The organism is Micromonospora sp. WMMA1923, from assembly GCF_049179195.1.
Classification (GTDB): domain Bacteria; phylum Actinomycetota; class Actinomycetes; order Mycobacteriales; family Micromonosporaceae; genus Micromonospora; species Micromonospora yangpuensis.
In genome coordinates, this window is sequence record NZ_JBMHLZ010000001.1 from 2,003,133 (window position 1) to 2,018,714 (window position 15,582).

Here is a 15,582-nt window from a genome sequence, read left to right on the forward strand (position 1 = left end):
GATGACGACGATGCCGGCGACCACCGCGACACCGATCGCCATCCCGGTGCGGCCGACCGCGTCGGGATACCTGGCCCGCTTCGCGCCGGGTGGCACGGTCCCGCCGCCACCGTCGGGCGGCGGGGACGCCCTGCCGTCCGGCGTGACGGTGCTCGTCCCCACCTACAGCCCGCCCGAGGGCGGACGCACCGACAGCCTGTGGCTGGGTCTGTCCACCGTGGCCGCCGCCGCGCCGACGGCCACCCTGCTGGTGGTGGACAACGGGTTGTCGGCCTCGGACGCCCGGGTGGTCGGGGAGTTGCTGCGCCGCACCGGCCGGGAACACCACGTCGTCGTCGCGCCCCGGGCACCCGGCCGGCGGTACACCGCCGCGCAGGCCCGCAACGCCGGACTGGCGTTCCTGGCCCGGCCGGAGGGGGCGGCCCTGCGCCGACGCTCGCTGCTCCTGCTCGACGACGACACCGCGCTGGCCCCCGGTGCGCTGGCCCGGCTCCAGGCCACCCTGGACACCCATCCGCGCGCCGTCGCGGCGTGCCCCCGGGTGGTCGCCGTGCCGGACCTCGCCGGCTGGTACGACCGGCTGGCGGCCACGACGGAGGCCGGTCCGGCGACCCGGCGGCTGCCCGGCGCGCTCCACGGCGACGGGTACGACCTGCTGTCGGTCACCTCGCACGGCAGCCTGGTCACCGGCCGCACCGTGGGCCTGCTGGTCCGGCAGGACCCGGTGCTGTGGTGGACGCGCCACCACGGGCCGTTGTTCTACGAGGGCACCCCCTACGGCAGCACCGAGGACATGCTCGCGATGGCTCTGCTGTCCCGCCTCGGCGAACTGTGGTCGGTACCGGCAGCCGAGGCCGTCGACGAGGCCCGCAAGACCCCCGGCACGACCCGGGCCCAGCAGTTCGCCTGGGGATACGACCACGCCTGGCTGGCTCGTGCCCTGGCCGAGGCCGGCGCGATCCGTCCCGGGGTCACGGCGCTGACCTGGCGGCGTTCCGGTTGGCAGGAGCAGCGCGTCGGCGACTGGGGGCCCTACGCCGGCTTCCTGATCAACCCGACCGAGCTGCGTCTGGGGTACCGGATGCTGCGCGCGATCACGGCGGACCAGGCGGCGGTCGAGGCGATGTTCGGCGCGGACGCCGCCCGCGTCCGTGCCGGCACGCACGCGTTCGGCCGGGTGTTGCGGCGCTGGCGGGCCGGCACCGCGACGGTGCCGGCCCGGCCACGCCCGGACCTGCCGCCGCTGGGCGGCCGGGGCTGGGCCGGGCTGCGCGACGGTCTCGACGCGTTGATCGGCCACCTGGCCGGCAACGTGGTGGGCAGCCTCGACCACGGGCCGTTCTTCCTCTACGGCGCCCGGCAGCCGGCGGTCGCCCCACCCTCCTGATTGGAGTACGCCATGACCTACCGTGTCGGCATCGTCGGAGCCGGGTTCCTCACCCGGCACTCCCTGATCCCGGCCCTGCGCGGGATGCCCGACGGCCGTCTCGCCGCGGTGCTCGACCCGGACCCGCAGGCCCTCGCCCTGACCAGCCCGGCCTGGCCGGAGGCCCGGTACACCAGCGACGAGGACGCCTTCTTCGCCACCGAGATGGACGCCGTGCACGTGGCCACCCCCAACCACCTGCACGAGCACTTCACCCTCCGGGCCCTGGAACGCGGCCTCGCCGTGGTGGTGGACAAACCACTGGCCCACACCGTCGCGTCCGGACGGGCCATCGTGGCCGCCGGTGCCGCCGCCGGGGTGCCGGCCATCGTCGGGTACATGTCGAAGCACAACGTCTACAACCGGGAGGCCCGCCGGCTGGTCGCCGAGGGTGCCATCGGGACGCCCCAGGCGATGGTCGCGGCCCGGCTGGGCTGGCGCAAGGACGACTGGCGCAGCAGGCCGGCCGAGAGTGGCCTGGGCTGCCTCGCCGACCTCGGCATCTACCCGGTGCTCACCGCGATCGACATCTTCGGTGCCGATCCGGTGCGCTGCGAGGCCACCGCCTGGCCGGTGCACGACCCGACCCGCACGGACCTCTATGCCCAGGCCACCCTCTGGTTCGACGACCGTCGGTACCTGCATTTCGAGACCGCGGCCACCTTCCACGAGCAACCCGCCTCGGCCGAGGTGGCCAGCTACACCGTGATCGGTGACGCCGGCATCATCCAGGTAAGCGGGGCGTGGCAGATGGACGGCACCGGCGCGTTGGAGCTCTGCGACGCCTCGGGGTGGCGTCCCGCCGCCCGGTTGACGCCGGTCGACCCGTACCGCAGCCAGTACGAGCTGCTCGCCCGCGCCGCGGCCGGCGAGCCGGTACCCGACGAGGTGAGCCTGGCCCGAGGGCTGCGCGACCTGGAGATCCTGTACGCGGTGGCGGACACCGCCGCCGCCCGGGCCGGTGCCGCCGCCGTCCGGCTGTCCGGTGGCGCGTCACTGGCCGAGGCCCGGTGAGCGGGGTGCGTCCGGTCCTGCACAGCTACGCGTTGCGTGACTACCCGGTGGGGCACGTGCTGCGGGTCGCCGCCGCCGACGCCTGGCCGGCGATCGAGCTGTCCTCCTGGCACTTCGACACGGAGTTCGACGCCGAGAACGTGCACGGAGGCATCACCGACGCCGTGCGGACCGCCGGGCGGTACGGCGTCGAGGTGTTCTGCGCCGACTACTGGGCGGTCTTCACCGCCGCCGACGAGGCCGAGCGGGCGATGTGGGTGGAGAAGGCCCGTACCGTCGTCGACGCCTGCGCGGCCAACGGCATCACGCTGGTCAACGGTGCCGGCGGGTGGCTGGTGCGCGAGGGGCGGGACTGGGACCTGGACTGGACGGCCAACGGCAGCGCCCTGGCCTCCGAGGCCCACCTGAGCCGGGCCGCCGACTGCTACCGCCAGTTGGCCGGGTACGCCGCGTCGCGCGGGGTCCGGGTGGCGGTGGAGGTGCACCCCAACACGGTCCACGACACGGTGGCGGCCACCGCCCGCCTGCTCGACCTCGCCGACCATGACAACCTGTTCGTCACCCTCGACCCGGCCAACGCCGCCCCGCTGGGCCTTGCTGACCGCGACCCGGCGGTGATCGACCCGGTGGCCGACCGGGTGGTGTACTTCCACCTGAAGAACTGCCTGGTCCGGGGTGGTGCCGGCGACTTCACCGTAGACGCCGCGGCCGGGGTGGTGGACAACTACCGGTGGCTGGAACGGCTGACCCGGATGCCGGCGGTCACCGAGGTCGCGGTGGAGTACTGCGGCGACGGCGACCCACACCCCCGGCTGGCCGCCGGCCGCCGGTACCTGGCGGACACCCTGCGGTTGGTGACCGTCGGTCCGGGCCGAGGCCGACCCCAGGGACCCGTGACATGATGGCGGCCATGGCACAGCAGCAGGACGTCGGCGGGCCCGACCGTCACCGAGGGGCAGCCGACACCGCGCAGCAGGGGAGCAGCCCCGAAGCCCGGCTCGCCCTCGCCCTCGATCCCGCCACACCCCACCTGACGCTCATCGAACTGGCCGCCGACGGCTCGCCCGAGGTCCGCAAGGCGGTCGCCGGCCGGGTCGACGCACCCGCGCAGGCCCTGCGACCGCTGGCCCGCGACCACGACCGGCACGTCCGGGAGGCGGTGGCGAGGAACCCCTCCACCTCGGCCGGCAACCTGCTCCGGCTGCTCAAGGACGCCGACCGGTGGGTCCGCTGGGCGGTCGGCGGCAACCCGGCGGGTGACGAGTCGGTGCGCCGGGCGATGGCCCAGGCCCCGGACAAGGAGCTTCGTGGCCTGCTGGCGGAGCGCCGGGACACCGAGCCCGAACTGGCCGCCCAACTGGTCGACGACGTCTCACCCGAGGTGCGCGAACGCCTCGCCACCCACACCCACCACCCGGACGTGATCGCCGCACTGATGGCCGATCGCACCGCCCGGGTCCGCAAGGGGCTCGCCCGCAACCCCCGGACCACGGCCGAGCAGCGCCGCGTCCTGGCCCGGGACCCGGTGGTCGACGTCCGGGTCGCGCTGGTGCGCGCGGCCGAGTTGGACGAGACGGTGTGGGCGGGGCTCGTCGACGACCGTTCGGCCCAGGTCCGACTCGCGATGGCGACCTCCGAGGTCGTACCGCCGCACATCCGGCAGGCCCTGCGCGACGATCCCGACGAGCTGGTCGCCGCGGCCGCGCGTGACGTCCGCCCGGCGTCCGGTGGCTCCCCGGTCGTCCGGCCCCCGCGGGTGGGTCACCGGCGGGCCGACACCGGCCCGGCGGACCGGGGCTGACCAGGAGCGACCCAGTTCCCGGTTCCGGGGTGGGCTGCGGTGGTCGGGTTGGTATGCCTGTGGGGTGGCAGAGCAGGCGCACCACGAGCGGCCCGCACCGGGTGGGCGTCCCGGGCTGGGACTGCTGCTCGTGCTGGGGGTGGTCTACGGCGACATCGGCACCAGCCCGCTGTACGCGCTGAGGACGGTCTTCACCCTGGACCGTCACCTCGTACCGGACACTCCCGACGTGTTCGGCGTGGTCTCGCTGGTTTTCTGGTCGATCACCCTGATCCTGTCGATCAAGTACGTGCTGTTCATCCTGCGCGCCGACAACGACGGCGAGGGCGGGGTGATGGCCCTGGCCGCGCTGGCCCGCAAGGCGCTGCCCCCGCAGCACCCACGGCGTACCGGTGCGGTGCTGGCGCTCGGGGCGCTCGGCACCGCCCTGTTCTACGGCGACAGCGTGATCACCCCGGCGATCTCGGTGCTGTCGGCCGTGGAGGGGCTGGAGGTCGTCTCCGCGCGCTGGGCGGCGCTGGTACTGCCGGTGTCGGCGGTGATCCTCACCCTGCTCTTCGCCGTCCAGCGCTGGGGGACCGGGCGGGTGGGGGCGGTGTTCGGGCCGGTCATGGTGCTCTGGTTCGCCTGCCTGGGCGTGGCCGGTGCGGCCGAGGTGATCCGTCAGCCGGGCGTGCTGGCCGGGTTGTCGCCGACGTACGCGGTCCGGTTCGTGACGGCCCATCCGGTCGTCGCGTTCGTCGCGATGGGCGCGGTGGTGCTGGCGATCACCGGTGCCGAGGCGCTCTACGCCGACGTCGGGCACTTCGGCCGGACCCCGATCCGCCGGGCCTGGTTCGCGTTGGTGTTTCCCGCGTTGACGCTCAACTACCTCGGCCAGGCGGCGTTGATCCTGCGGTCGCCGCAGAGCCGGCAGAAACCGTTCTTCCTGCTGCTGCCGGGCTGGGCGCAGCTGCCCATGGTCGTGCTGGCCACCGTGGCGACCGTGATCGCCTCCCAGGCGGTGATCTCCGGGGCCTTCTCGGTGTCGCGGCAGGCGATGCGGTTGGGTTTCCTGCCGCGCCTGCGGATCCGGCAGACCTCCCGTCGGGAGTACGGGCAGATCTACGCGCCCGGGGTCAACTGGACCCTCTTCGTGGCGGTCCTGCTGGTGACCTTCGCGTTCGGCTCGGCCACCAGACTCGGCGCCGCCTACGGGGTCGCGGTCACCGGCACGTTCCTGATCACCACGATTCTCTTCCTGGTCGTGGCCCGGACCTCGTGGCGCTGGTCCCGGTGGCGGGTGACGGTGTTCGCGGTGGTCTTCGGTGGCCTCGAGCTGGTCTTCTTCGCCGCGAACCTGGCGAAGGTCAGCCACGGTGGCTGGCTGACGCTGCTCGTCGCGGGCGCGGTCTTCACGGTCCTGTCGACCTGGCGGCGCGGCGGGGAACTGGTCGCCGCCCGGCGTACCGAGCGGGAGGGTCCGCTGCGGGACGTGGTCGTGGCCCTGCGCGACCCGACCCTCCGGCGGATGCCGGGGACCGCGGTGTACCCCCACCCCAACTGCGAGACGGCGCCGCTGGCGCTGCGCGACGAGGTGGTAGGCCGCCACGCCCGGTACGAGCGGGTCGTGATCGTCACCGGGCACACCGCGAACGTGCCGCACATCCCCTGAAACGGCGGTTGACCATCGACGATCTCGGCGACCCGCACGACGGGGTCCTGCACATCTCGGTCGTCTTCGGCTTCCAGGACCTCACCGACATTCCGGCGGTCCTGCGCCGGGCCACCACCGACCCGAGGGCCGCCGGCATCGATTCCGACCAGGTCCGCTACTTCGTCTCGCGGATCACCCTGCGCCGCACCGACGCCCCGGGCCTGGCCGGTTGGCGCAAACGGCTGTTCGTGCTGCTCGCCCACCGGGCCGCCGGCCACGTCGAGTTTCTGCGCCTGCCGGCGGAACGCACCACCGTCCGCAGTGCCGAGGTGCCACTCTGAGTCCGGGCCACCGAACCGTTGCGGGCACCTGTCACAACCGGGGTGGCTGTCCGGTCCTAGCGCCGACCGCCCCCGCATCGACTGCGACCACTTCAACACGTGGCGGCGGCCCCGAGGTTGCGGTGGACCCAGCGGGTGACCTGGCGGCGGCCGCGTAGCCGGACCACCACGATCTCTGCGCCTCGTTCCGCCAGCAGCGCGGTCACCCGTCGGGTCGGGCCACCCTGGGTGCGCCATGCCCAGCGGACGACGTGCTCCGGGTCGGTGAAGACCGTCCAGAGCGGTGGTTCGATGTTGCCGTTCCACAGTCGTTCGCGCCGGACGCGCCGGGTGAGCGTGCGCCCGACGACCTGCCGCATCACGAGGTGACGCGGATGGTCCAGCCACAGCACGCAGTCCGCCCGGCGGTGCAGGATGTCACCGAGTTTGGCGGTGTACTGCCACTCGGTGACCCAGCGTGGTCGTGCGGCGAAGGCCTCGACGTTGGCGACGAACGTTGGACGCGGCTGCCAGTCCGGACCGTGGTGCAGGGCGTCGAGCTCCACCCGGGGCAGCGCCCGCGCCGCTGCTGCTCGGGTGTCCGGGACAGGTACGGGCCGAAGGTGCGCACCAGGTCGAGATAGCGCTCCTTGTCCAGGGGCAGGTTGCGGCGGAACACCTCCTTGCGTACGTCGGTCCACCGCCCGTGGTCCACGACGTCCTGGTGGAACCAGTCCACGGGCCGCTCCCGTACCGTCGGGTCGACGGCGTGCAGCGCCGCCGCCACCGCCGTCCGTTGCTCCGCGACTGCATAGTCGTAGCGGTGCCCGAAGACGGCGAGGGTGCCGCCAGGCGCGAGTGCCCGCCGGGCGTGCCGGTGGCGGGTGGCCGGGTCCAGCCAGTGCCAGGCCATGGCGCAGGCCAGCAGGTCGAACCCACCGGCCGGTGGGGTCCACCGTTCGAAGGGGTTTTGGATGCCTGCCGGGCCACCGACCGCCCATCGTGGATGATCATAGTTAACGATATTGACGCATCCTCCGAAGATCCGTAATACTTCGCTGGCGGGAGCGCTCCCACATTGCGGTGGACGGTGACTCCTCGGCCACTCCACCCACCAGGTCGGCTACCGGTCGCTGCGCGCACCCGCACGACCACCGCGCAGCGGTGGACGTCGGGCGAGCCGCCTGCCGGGCACGCCGTGGCCTGCCGGTCGCGAAAGGCGGGAACGTGCGACGTACGAAGTCCGACCAGTGGAGCCAGGAACTGCGCGAGGTACGTGACCCCGCGGCACTGTTCGGCGGCAGCGCCCAGACGGCGGTGCTGCGGCTGCTCACCATGGCGGGCAAGGTGCCCTTCCGGTCCGCCTTCGACAGCCTGACCCTGCGCGAGAGGGCGATCGTCGGGCACCTGCTCGGTCGGCAGGAGCTGCGGCTGACCGCACCCGGTGCCGACCCGTCACCGGCGGGGTTCGTGCTCGCCCACTCTTCACTGGGCAAGCTGACCGTCCACGAGCCGGCGCGGGGCGACCTGCCCACCGGTGAGGTCGTGGCCGAGCTCGCGTTGCCCGGGTGGCTGGTCGAGATGATCGACGAGGAGTGCCTGCCGGCCCAGGCCGAGGAGGAGCACCAGCGTCACGAGCTCGACCAGATGCTGCACACCTGGCACGCCGACGGCAGCCTGCCCGCGCGGCTGGAGGAGGTGGTCGACTGGGTCGAGCGGGTCGAGACCGTCCTGATCTACGTGGAGCGGCGGGTGTTCTCCCGTTCCGACTCCGGCTCCAGCACCCTCATCCGCGACGGTGTGCTGCCGGCGTTGCGCGGTCGCGCCCCGGCGGACTGGAGCCCGCAGGAGCGGCTCTTCGTGGCCGCCGTCCAGTTGTTGTTCCGCACCGGTCGGGCGGTGCGGTTCGAGGAGTTCAACGGTCGTCAGCTCAGCGCCGTCAGCCTGCGCAGGACGCTGACCACCCGTTGCGCGACGTACCTGCGGGCGCTCGACGAGCCGGTCACCGGGCAACTGGGCACGGCGACCCTGGCCGAGTTGGCCGCGCTCGCCGGTGACCTGGTCGAGCGCGTCGACGGCGGCGGCGACCTGCGCTACCGGCGGGTCAACGGACTGACGTACGCCAAGGACGAGTACCTGCTGCCGTGGGAGCCGGACCGGCGCAGCCAGGCCGTGCTGCCCCGTACCCTGCACGCGCTCACCGACGCCTGCCCCGAACCGGCCGACGGCGAGGACGCCGCCGCCTGGGTACGCCGGGCCACCGCCGCCGCCCTGCGCACCGCGCACGACAGCGGTGACGAGGGCGACCTGAACCGGATCCTGGAGGGCATCGTGCTCGGCGCCGTCGTCGACGGCCGCGCCGACTACGGCATGTCCAGCGGCGTGCGGGACCTGTCCCGGCTGAACGGTCTGGCCGGCGAGTACGGCGAGGAGGTGGCCGGGCTGAAGAAGCCGGACTTCTTCTGCTGCGTGCTGCCCAGCCCCGAGATGGCCGCCGACCTGCCCGCCGCCGCCGTCACCGACATCCTGTGGCAGGTCGCCCAGCGGATGATGTACAACCGCTGGCACTTCGTGCCCGGCAACTTCGACCGGGTGGCGGTGCCCCGCCAGCGGCACTACTTCTTCCCGCCGCTGGTGCCCGACATCGGCGAGTGGGGCGACCTGCGCCACGGCGGTCACAGCACCGCCCGGGTCCGCTACACCCTGCGCGCGCCCGGCGCGGCGATGTGGAAGCAGCCGTTCACCGTCGGCGGCCGGCAGTACCGGGGCGCGTACGACATCCGGCTGGTCCGGATGGACGGCCCGCCGTTCACCCTGGACGACCTGCGGGTGGCCTGTCGGTACTCGGCGTTGGTGGACGTGTTCTGGCGGGAGATCGCCAGCTACGCCGACGCACACGGCGGCTGGAGCCCGACCATCGGCTCGTTCGGTGGCGACTGGTACGCCTCGCAGGCCTGGCGCGCCCCGGTCGACCGGCTGGCCGTGGTCGGGGAACCGGTCGGGGGACTGGTGTGAGCGTGCACCACGTCGTGGTCAACGGCGAGGAGCAGTACTCGCTGTGGCCGGCGGACCGGGAGCTGCCCGGTGGTTGGACGACGGTCTTCACCGGCCCGGTCGAGGCCTGCGTGGAGCAGGTCGCCGCCCGCTGGACCGACCTGCGGCCCGCCTCGCTGCGCCACGCCGGCCCTGCCGGGCCTGCGCCGGCCACGGCGGATGCCGCACCGGTCGCCGTCGGTGCCGCACCGGCCACCGTGGACCGCGCCCGGTCGGTCGCCGTCGGGCCGCGTCGGGAGGTCGAGCAGACGCCGCTGCACGTCCTGGTCGACCGGGCGTTGGCGGCCGACCCCGGACGCGTCGCGCTGCGCTGCGCCGGCGTCGAGGTCACCGCGGGACAGCTGCGGGCCCGGGTCCGGCACACCGCGCGGGTGCTGCGCGCGTACGGTGCGGGGCCGGAGACACCGGTCGCGGTGCTGCTGCCCCGTTCGGTGGACGCGGTGGTGGCGATCCTCGCGGTGCTGGCGGCCGGCTCGGCGTACCTGCCGCTGGCGGTGCAGGACCCGGCGCACCGGCGGGAGCGGATCCTGGCCGACGCGGGTGACCCGGTGCTGCTGACCGGGCCGGGGCAGCGGGGGCTCGTCCCCGAGGGCTACCCGGCGGCGGTGCTCGACGTGACCGACCTGCCTGACACCCTCGGCGACGACGGTGACGGCGGCTGCCGGGTGGAGAACCTGGCGTTCGTGATGTACACCTCCGGCACCAGCGGTGCGCCCAAGGGTGTGCTCGGCACCCACCGGCAGTTGGTCAACTACGTGCGTTGGTGTGCCGGTGAGTTCGCCTTCCAGCCGGGGGAGCGGGCGGTGCTGCACGCCCCGCTGTACTTCGTCGGCTCGGTGATGACGCTGTTCACCGCGCTGGTCGCGGACTGGGAGCTGGAGGTCGCGCCGGAGCCGGTCGCCTTCGACGACCTGATCGCGCTGACCGCCGCCGCGCCGTGCGGCTTCCTGAAGCTCACCCCGTCGCACGTACGGGCGATGACCGCCCTCGGTGGCGTCGACGACGTCGCCCGCCAGGTCATGATCGGCAGTGAGCCGCTGTACCTGACCCCCGAGTTCGACTCGTGGATCACCGGCAGCCCGAAGTCCGGCTTCGGCAACCACTACGGCATGAGCGAGACCGTCGGCGCGACCTGGTACTGGATCGGCACCGACCGTTGCGTCGGGCGACGGCTGCCGGTCGGCGCGCCCATCCACCACGCCGAGGTGCACATCCTCGACGAGCGGGGCCGGCCGGTGCCGATGGGCCGGACCGGCGAGATCTGCCTCGGCGGGGCGGTGATCGGTCGGGGCTACCACGGCCAGCCGGTGCTGACCGCCCAGCGGTGGATCCCGCATCCGGCGGGTGGGGGAGCACGGCTGCTGCGTACCGGGGACCTGGGCCGGCTGGACGCCGACGGGGTGCTGGACGTGCTCGGCCGGGCCGACCGGCAGGTGAAGATCCGGGGCCAGCGGGTCGAGCCACCGGCGGTCGAGGACGCGTTGCGCCGCTGCCCGGGGATCGCCGAGGCGGTGGTGATCGCCGAACCCGACGGCCACGACCTGCACCTGGTCGCCTACCTGCGCGGCGAGCAGGAGCCGCGCCCCACCGAGGCCCAGTTGCGCGCCCACGCCGCCGGGCTGTTGCCGGAGGCCTCCGTGCCGAGCCGGTTCCGGTACGTGGCGCAGTATCCGCTCACCCCGAACGGCAAGGTCGACACCCGCCGGCTGCCCGCCACCCCGACGGTGCGGCCCGCGCTGAGCACCGCGTACGCCGCACCCGACGGTGACCTGGAGACCGCGGTGGCGGCCGTGGTCGCCGAGGTGCTGCGGGTGGACCGGCTCGGCGTCGACGACGACTTCTTCGAACTCGGCGGCGACTCCCTGCAGGTCGTCGAGGTGGTCACCCGGCTGGACGAGGAGCTGGGCCTGCCGGTGGGCATCACCGACGTGTTCGACCACCGCACGGTCCGGGCCCTGACCGCCGCCACGCGCGGCACCGGGTCGCCGACCGCCGCCACGAGCGGCCCGGGGACACCGACCGCCGTCACGAGTGGCTCCGGAACACCGACCGCCGGCCCGGACGACTCCGGGACGTCCGTCGGCTCCGCGCCGCTGACCTGGGGCCAGGCGGCCATGTACCGGCCGATGCGGTGGTTCGGTGAGGCCAGCCGGGACTTCAACATCACCCGGGTGCTGCGGTTGACCGGCCCGGTGCCCGTCGAGCGGGTCACCACGGCCTGGTCGGCGTTGGTGCTGCGGCACCAGGTGCTGCGGACCCTGCTGACCGACGGCCCGGACGGCCCCCACCAGCGGGTCTTCGCCGACGGGGCGTACCCGCCGGTGGTGCGCGACACCACCGCCGCGGCGCTGCCGCAGGAGGCGGAGGCGGTCGCCGCCGAGCTGGCCGCCAGCGCGTTCCAGCTGGACCGGGAGTGGCCGCTGCGGTGGGCGCTGCTGCGCGTCGACGGCCGGGTCGAGGCGGTCGCCGTGGCCGCCTCGCACGTGTCGTTGGACGGTTGGTCGCTGGAGCTGCTCCTGGCGGAGCTGCGGACCCTCGTCGACGGCGAGCGGACCCTGCCCGCGCCGGGCTGGCAGCCGTTGGACCAGGCCGGCTACGAGGCCTCGCCCGCCGGGCAGCGCCGGGCCCGGCAGGCCCTGACGTACTGGCGGGAACGGCTGCCCGTGGTGCCGCACCGGATCTTCGACGGCCCGGACCACGACGGCGGCCCGCTGCCGGTGGTGACCTGGCGGATGGAGTCCACCGCCGTGGCCGCTGCCGCCGCCGTGCTGGCCGAGCGCACCGAGACCTCGTCGTCCACTGTGGTGCTGACCGCCGCGCTGCTGGTGCAGGCGGCGCTGACCGGCCGGGACCGGGCGGTGGTGAAGCTCATCGCGGGCAACCGGAACACGCCCCGCCAACGGCAGTTGGTCACCGGCATCGCCCAGAACGCGTTGCTGGTCTTCGACGTCGGCGCCGGTGACGTCGACGACGCGGTCCGCCGCTGCTACCGCGACTCCACCGAGTCCTACTTCCACGCCACCTACCCGCCGGAGGCGCTGGACGAGCTGATCGCGGCCGAGGGCGCCCACGCCGACCTGTCGGTGTACTTCAACGACTCCCGGATGGGCCGCGACTTCGACCCCCCGACGGTCATCCCCGACCGGGCCGCGCTCACCGAGTTGGCCGCGCGCACGACGGTACGGCAGATCGCCGCCGTGGCCCGCCACGACATGACCTTCTTCCTGGCCATGCCGCACCTGGCCGGCGGCTGCGCGCTGCACCTGTTGGCCGACACCCGGCGGGTCCCCGCCACCGTCTGCGGGCGGGCGCTGCGCGGCGTCGAGACCCTACTGTGCGAGGCGGCGCTGCGTCCGGTGCCCGTCGCGGACGTCGCCGCCCTGCTCGACCTGGGCTGACCCTCCCACCCCGACCGCCAGGAGCACCCGATGACCGACCCGTACCCGCTGCTGCACCGGCTGGCCGCCGCCGACGACGCCGCGCTCACCGGCGTGGCGCTGCCACCCGACGGCCGCTACCAGACCGTCACCACCACCGTCGACGACGTCACCGCCCAGATCGTGGATACCCTGCGGGACGGCTTCGCCGGGCGCGGGCCGGCCGACTACCCGCTGCTGGTGCTCGGCTGGGGTCGCTGCCGGGTCGGTTCGACGGCCGTGACCAACCTGTTCGGCATGGCTGGTGCCGCCGCCTACTACCAGCCGGTGAAGACCATCGGCCGGTTCGCGTTGACCGGTGGCGGGGGCGCGCCGTGGAAGCTGCCCGACGGCGAGCCGGTGCTGTTCGCCAAGGAGATGGCTGGGCCGTACGTGCCGTTCGAGGCGCTGTTCAACCCGGCCCGTTGTCTCGTCGAGGCCGGTTGGCCGGTCGACCGGCTGCGCCTGCTGGTGCTGGACCGCCAGCCCCGGGCCTGTCTCGACTCGTGGATGGCGAAGTGGGCGGGCAAGATCGGCCGGGACCGGGTGGTGCAGAACTTCCGGCTCAGTACGCTCAGCTACGCGCGGATGCGCGGCTGGGCCGCCGCCGAGGGCCTGGCGGTGACGCACTTCCCGTACGAGTGCAGCCGGGCGCCACAGGAGACGGTGTCGCGGCTGTTCGACCGCCTCGGCATCGGCGAGCTGTACCGACCGGGGATGCTCACCGGCTGGGGTTCGGCCGGTGACCTCAACTCCGACGAGTCGAAGATCCACCACCCGGTCGAGCCGGAGCCCTACGTCGTGCCCGGCCTGCACGGCAACGCCGACGAGTACCGCTTCCGCGACCGGCCGGTGACGGTCCTGAACGCCGACGAACTGGCGGTGGCCGACAGCGCCGAGGTGGTCGACTCCTACCGGGTCTCGGTGCGCTCCTGCGGCCAGGAGCTGGACCTGCCCGAGCCCCTGCGGGACGAGATCTTCGGCTGACCCCGATGACCGCGTCCACCACCCGGGTCGGGCAGCTGCGTGCGGCCGCCGCCGCCCGGCTGCGTATCGCCCGGCTGTGGCCGGCGGCCGGTGCCGGTTGGAGCGCCGTCGCGCTGCTGCTCGGTGTGGGCCGGGGCGTGCTGCCGGTCGGCTTCGCGATCGCCGTCAGCGTCGCCGTCGGCCGGATCGCCCCGGTGTTGCGGGGCACCGCCGACCAGTCGCGGGTGTGGTGGCCGCTGGCCGCCGCCGGCGCGGCCCTGATCGGGCTGCAACTGGCCGAGGCGGCGCAGAAGGCCGTCGGCGAGCAGCTCAGTCGACGTGTGGACGGGCACATGTACCGGCGGCTGATCGCCGCGTCGTTGTCCACCCGGGAGATCACCCCGTTGGAGGACCCGGCGGTCCTGGACGAGCTGGGCGAGGCCGGGCACGAGCTGCGCTTCGCCTTCCGTACCCCCGGCGCGGCCTACGCCGGGCTGATCGCGCTGGTCGGGCCGTACACGCAGGTCGTCGGTTTCACGGTGGTGGTCGCGGTGGTGCTCGGGCCGGCGGCGGCGCTGGCGATGCTGGCGGTCGTGCTGCTGTTCCGGCACGGCCAGCGCGGTGGGCTGCGCCGCTACGCCCGGGTCATCCGGGACGTCGCGGCCCTGCGCCGGGAGAGCCGCTACCTACGTGGACTGGCGATGGGGCCGGCGGCGGCCAAGGAGCTGCGCGTCTTCGGCCTGACCGGCTGGCTGACCGACCGCTACCGGCAGGTCTACCTGCGGACCCTGGCCCCGGTCTGGGCCGAGCGCCGCCGTATCTACCTCCGGCCCTACCTGGCGTACACGGTCGTCGGACTGGTCGGGGTCGGTGCGGTGCTGGCGCTGACCGGGCGGCGCGCCGCCGACGCGGCGATCGACCTGGCCGCGCTGGCGCTGGTGCTGCAGGCGGTCATGGCGCTGATCCGGCTGGGGGAGTTCTATCCGGACTCCGACACCCAGACCCAGTACGGCATGAACGCCGAGACCGCGGTCACCGCCTTCGAACAGGCCATGAGCAGGTACGCCGAGCCCGCCGACACCGGTAGCACCGCACCACCGGGCAGCACCGCACCGGCGATCGACTTCACCGGGGTACGGTTCGGCTACCCCGGCGCGACCCGGCCGGTCCTCGACGGCCTGGACCTGCACATCGCCGCCGGCCGCTGCACCGCCCTGGTCGGGGTGAACGGTGCCGGCAAGACCACCCTGGTGAAGCTGCTGGCCCGGCTCTACTCGCCGGACGCCGGTGCGGTCCGCGTCGACGGCGTCGACGTGGCCGACCTGTCCGCGCGGGACTGGCAGCGCCGCATCGCCGTGGTCTTCCAGGACTTCGTCCGCTACGAGCTGTCGGTGGCGGCCAACATCGGCTTCGGCGCGGTCGAGCACCTCGACGACCGGGCCGGGATCCGGCGCGCCGCACGGGCGGCGGGACTGCTCGACACCCTGGAGGCGTTGCCCGACGGGCTGGACACGGTCCTGTCGCGGGCCTACGCCGGTGGCGTGGACCTCTCCGGCGGGCAGTGGCAGCGCATCGCCATCGCCCGCGCCCTGTTCGCGCTCTACCACGGCAGCACCGTGCTGGTGCTTGACGAGCCGACCGCGGCGCTTGACGTACGGGCCGAGGCGGAGTTCTTCGCCCGGTTCGCCGAGCTGACCCGGGGCCGTACCACCATCCTCATCTCGCACCGGCTCTCCAGCGTCCGGCTGGCCGACCGGATCGTCCTGCTCGACCGGGGCCGGGTCGTCGAGCAGGGCAGCCACGACGAGCTGATGGCCACCGGTGGCCGGTACGCGACGATGTTCACCCTGCAGGCGCAACGCTTCACCGACGACGAGGCTGACAGCGACGCCGGTGCCGACACCAGCGGTGACGCCGCCGACGCGCGGACGCAGAGGACGGGGTGAGGC

At 73.9% G+C, this 15,582-nt stretch carries 11 protein-coding genes; 10 read left to right on the top strand and 1 reads right to left on the bottom strand.

The features are described 5' to 3' along the window. Position 1 precedes the first annotated feature (1 nt). From ACN28G_RS09150 to ACN28G_RS09175, 6 genes are all read left to right on the top strand, one after another. On the top strand, positions 2-1,387 hold the full coding sequence (locus ACN28G_RS09150) for a hypothetical protein (protein WP_421478904.1): 1,386 nt from the start codon (positions 2-4) through the stop codon (positions 1,385-1,387). A 12-nt stretch (positions 1,388-1,399) separates the two neighbouring features. Then, a complete protein-coding gene (locus ACN28G_RS09155) occupies positions 1,400-2,440 on the top strand; it encodes a Gfo/Idh/MocA family protein (RefSeq protein ID WP_139135651.1) in 1,041 nt (346 codons plus the stop codon). After that, on the top strand, positions 2,437-3,342 hold the full coding sequence (locus tag ACN28G_RS09160) for a sugar phosphate isomerase/epimerase family protein (protein WP_091437236.1): 906 nt from the start codon (positions 2,437-2,439) through the stop codon (positions 3,340-3,342). The genes ACN28G_RS09155 and ACN28G_RS09160 overlap by 4 nt, the downstream gene beginning before the upstream one ends. Before the next feature lie 8 nt (positions 3,343-3,350). After that, positions 3,351-4,241, top strand: a complete 891-nt coding sequence (locus ACN28G_RS09165; RefSeq protein ID WP_421478905.1) for a hypothetical protein — start codon at positions 3,351-3,353, stop codon at positions 4,239-4,241. A 64-nt stretch (positions 4,242-4,305) separates the two neighbouring features. Then, complete coding sequence (locus ACN28G_RS09170; protein WP_421478906.1) at positions 4,306-5,895, top strand: potassium transporter Kup; 1,590 nt, start codon at positions 4,306-4,308, stop codon at positions 5,893-5,895. A gap of 8 nt (positions 5,896-5,903) precedes the next feature. After that, positions 5,904-6,218, top strand: coding sequence for a KUP/HAK/KT family potassium transporter (locus ACN28G_RS09175; RefSeq protein ID WP_217628806.1), 315 nt, complete (start codon positions 5,904-5,906; stop codon positions 6,216-6,218). A 92-nt stretch (positions 6,219-6,310) separates the two neighbouring features. Here the strand turns inward: ACN28G_RS09175 and ACN28G_RS09180 are convergent, their stop codons facing one another. Beyond that, the gene (locus ACN28G_RS09180) at positions 6,311-6,763 is read right to left on the bottom strand and encodes a hypothetical protein (protein ID WP_421478907.1); all 453 of its coding nucleotides are present in this window, start codon (positions 6,761-6,763) and stop codon (positions 6,311-6,313) included. 661 nt (positions 6,764-7,424) lie between these two features. On the opposite strand from ACN28G_RS09180, the gene ACN28G_RS09185 reads away from it, so the two are divergent. From ACN28G_RS09185 to ACN28G_RS09200, 4 genes are read left to right on the top strand one after another with little or no spacing between them, the layout of a single operon-like run. Continuing rightward, positions 7,425-9,212, top strand: coding sequence for a hypothetical protein (locus ACN28G_RS09185; protein WP_139135653.1), 1,788 nt, complete (start codon positions 7,425-7,427; stop codon positions 9,210-9,212). After that, a complete protein-coding gene (locus ACN28G_RS09190; RefSeq protein WP_421478908.1) occupies positions 9,209-12,649 on the top strand; it encodes an AMP-binding protein in 3,441 nt (1,146 codons plus the stop codon). The genes ACN28G_RS09185 and ACN28G_RS09190 overlap by 4 nt, the downstream gene beginning before the upstream one ends. A gap of 30 nt (positions 12,650-12,679) precedes the next feature. Further along, complete coding sequence (locus tag ACN28G_RS09195; protein ID WP_421478909.1) at positions 12,680-13,654, top strand: hypothetical protein; 975 nt, start codon at positions 12,680-12,682, stop codon at positions 13,652-13,654. A gap of 5 nt (positions 13,655-13,659) precedes the next feature. Continuing rightward, positions 13,660-15,579 (top strand): ABC transporter ATP-binding protein, encoded by a 1,920-nt coding sequence (locus tag ACN28G_RS09200; RefSeq protein WP_421478910.1) that lies wholly within the window; start codon positions 13,660-13,662, stop codon positions 15,577-15,579. Positions 15,580-15,582: the final 3 nt, after the last annotated feature.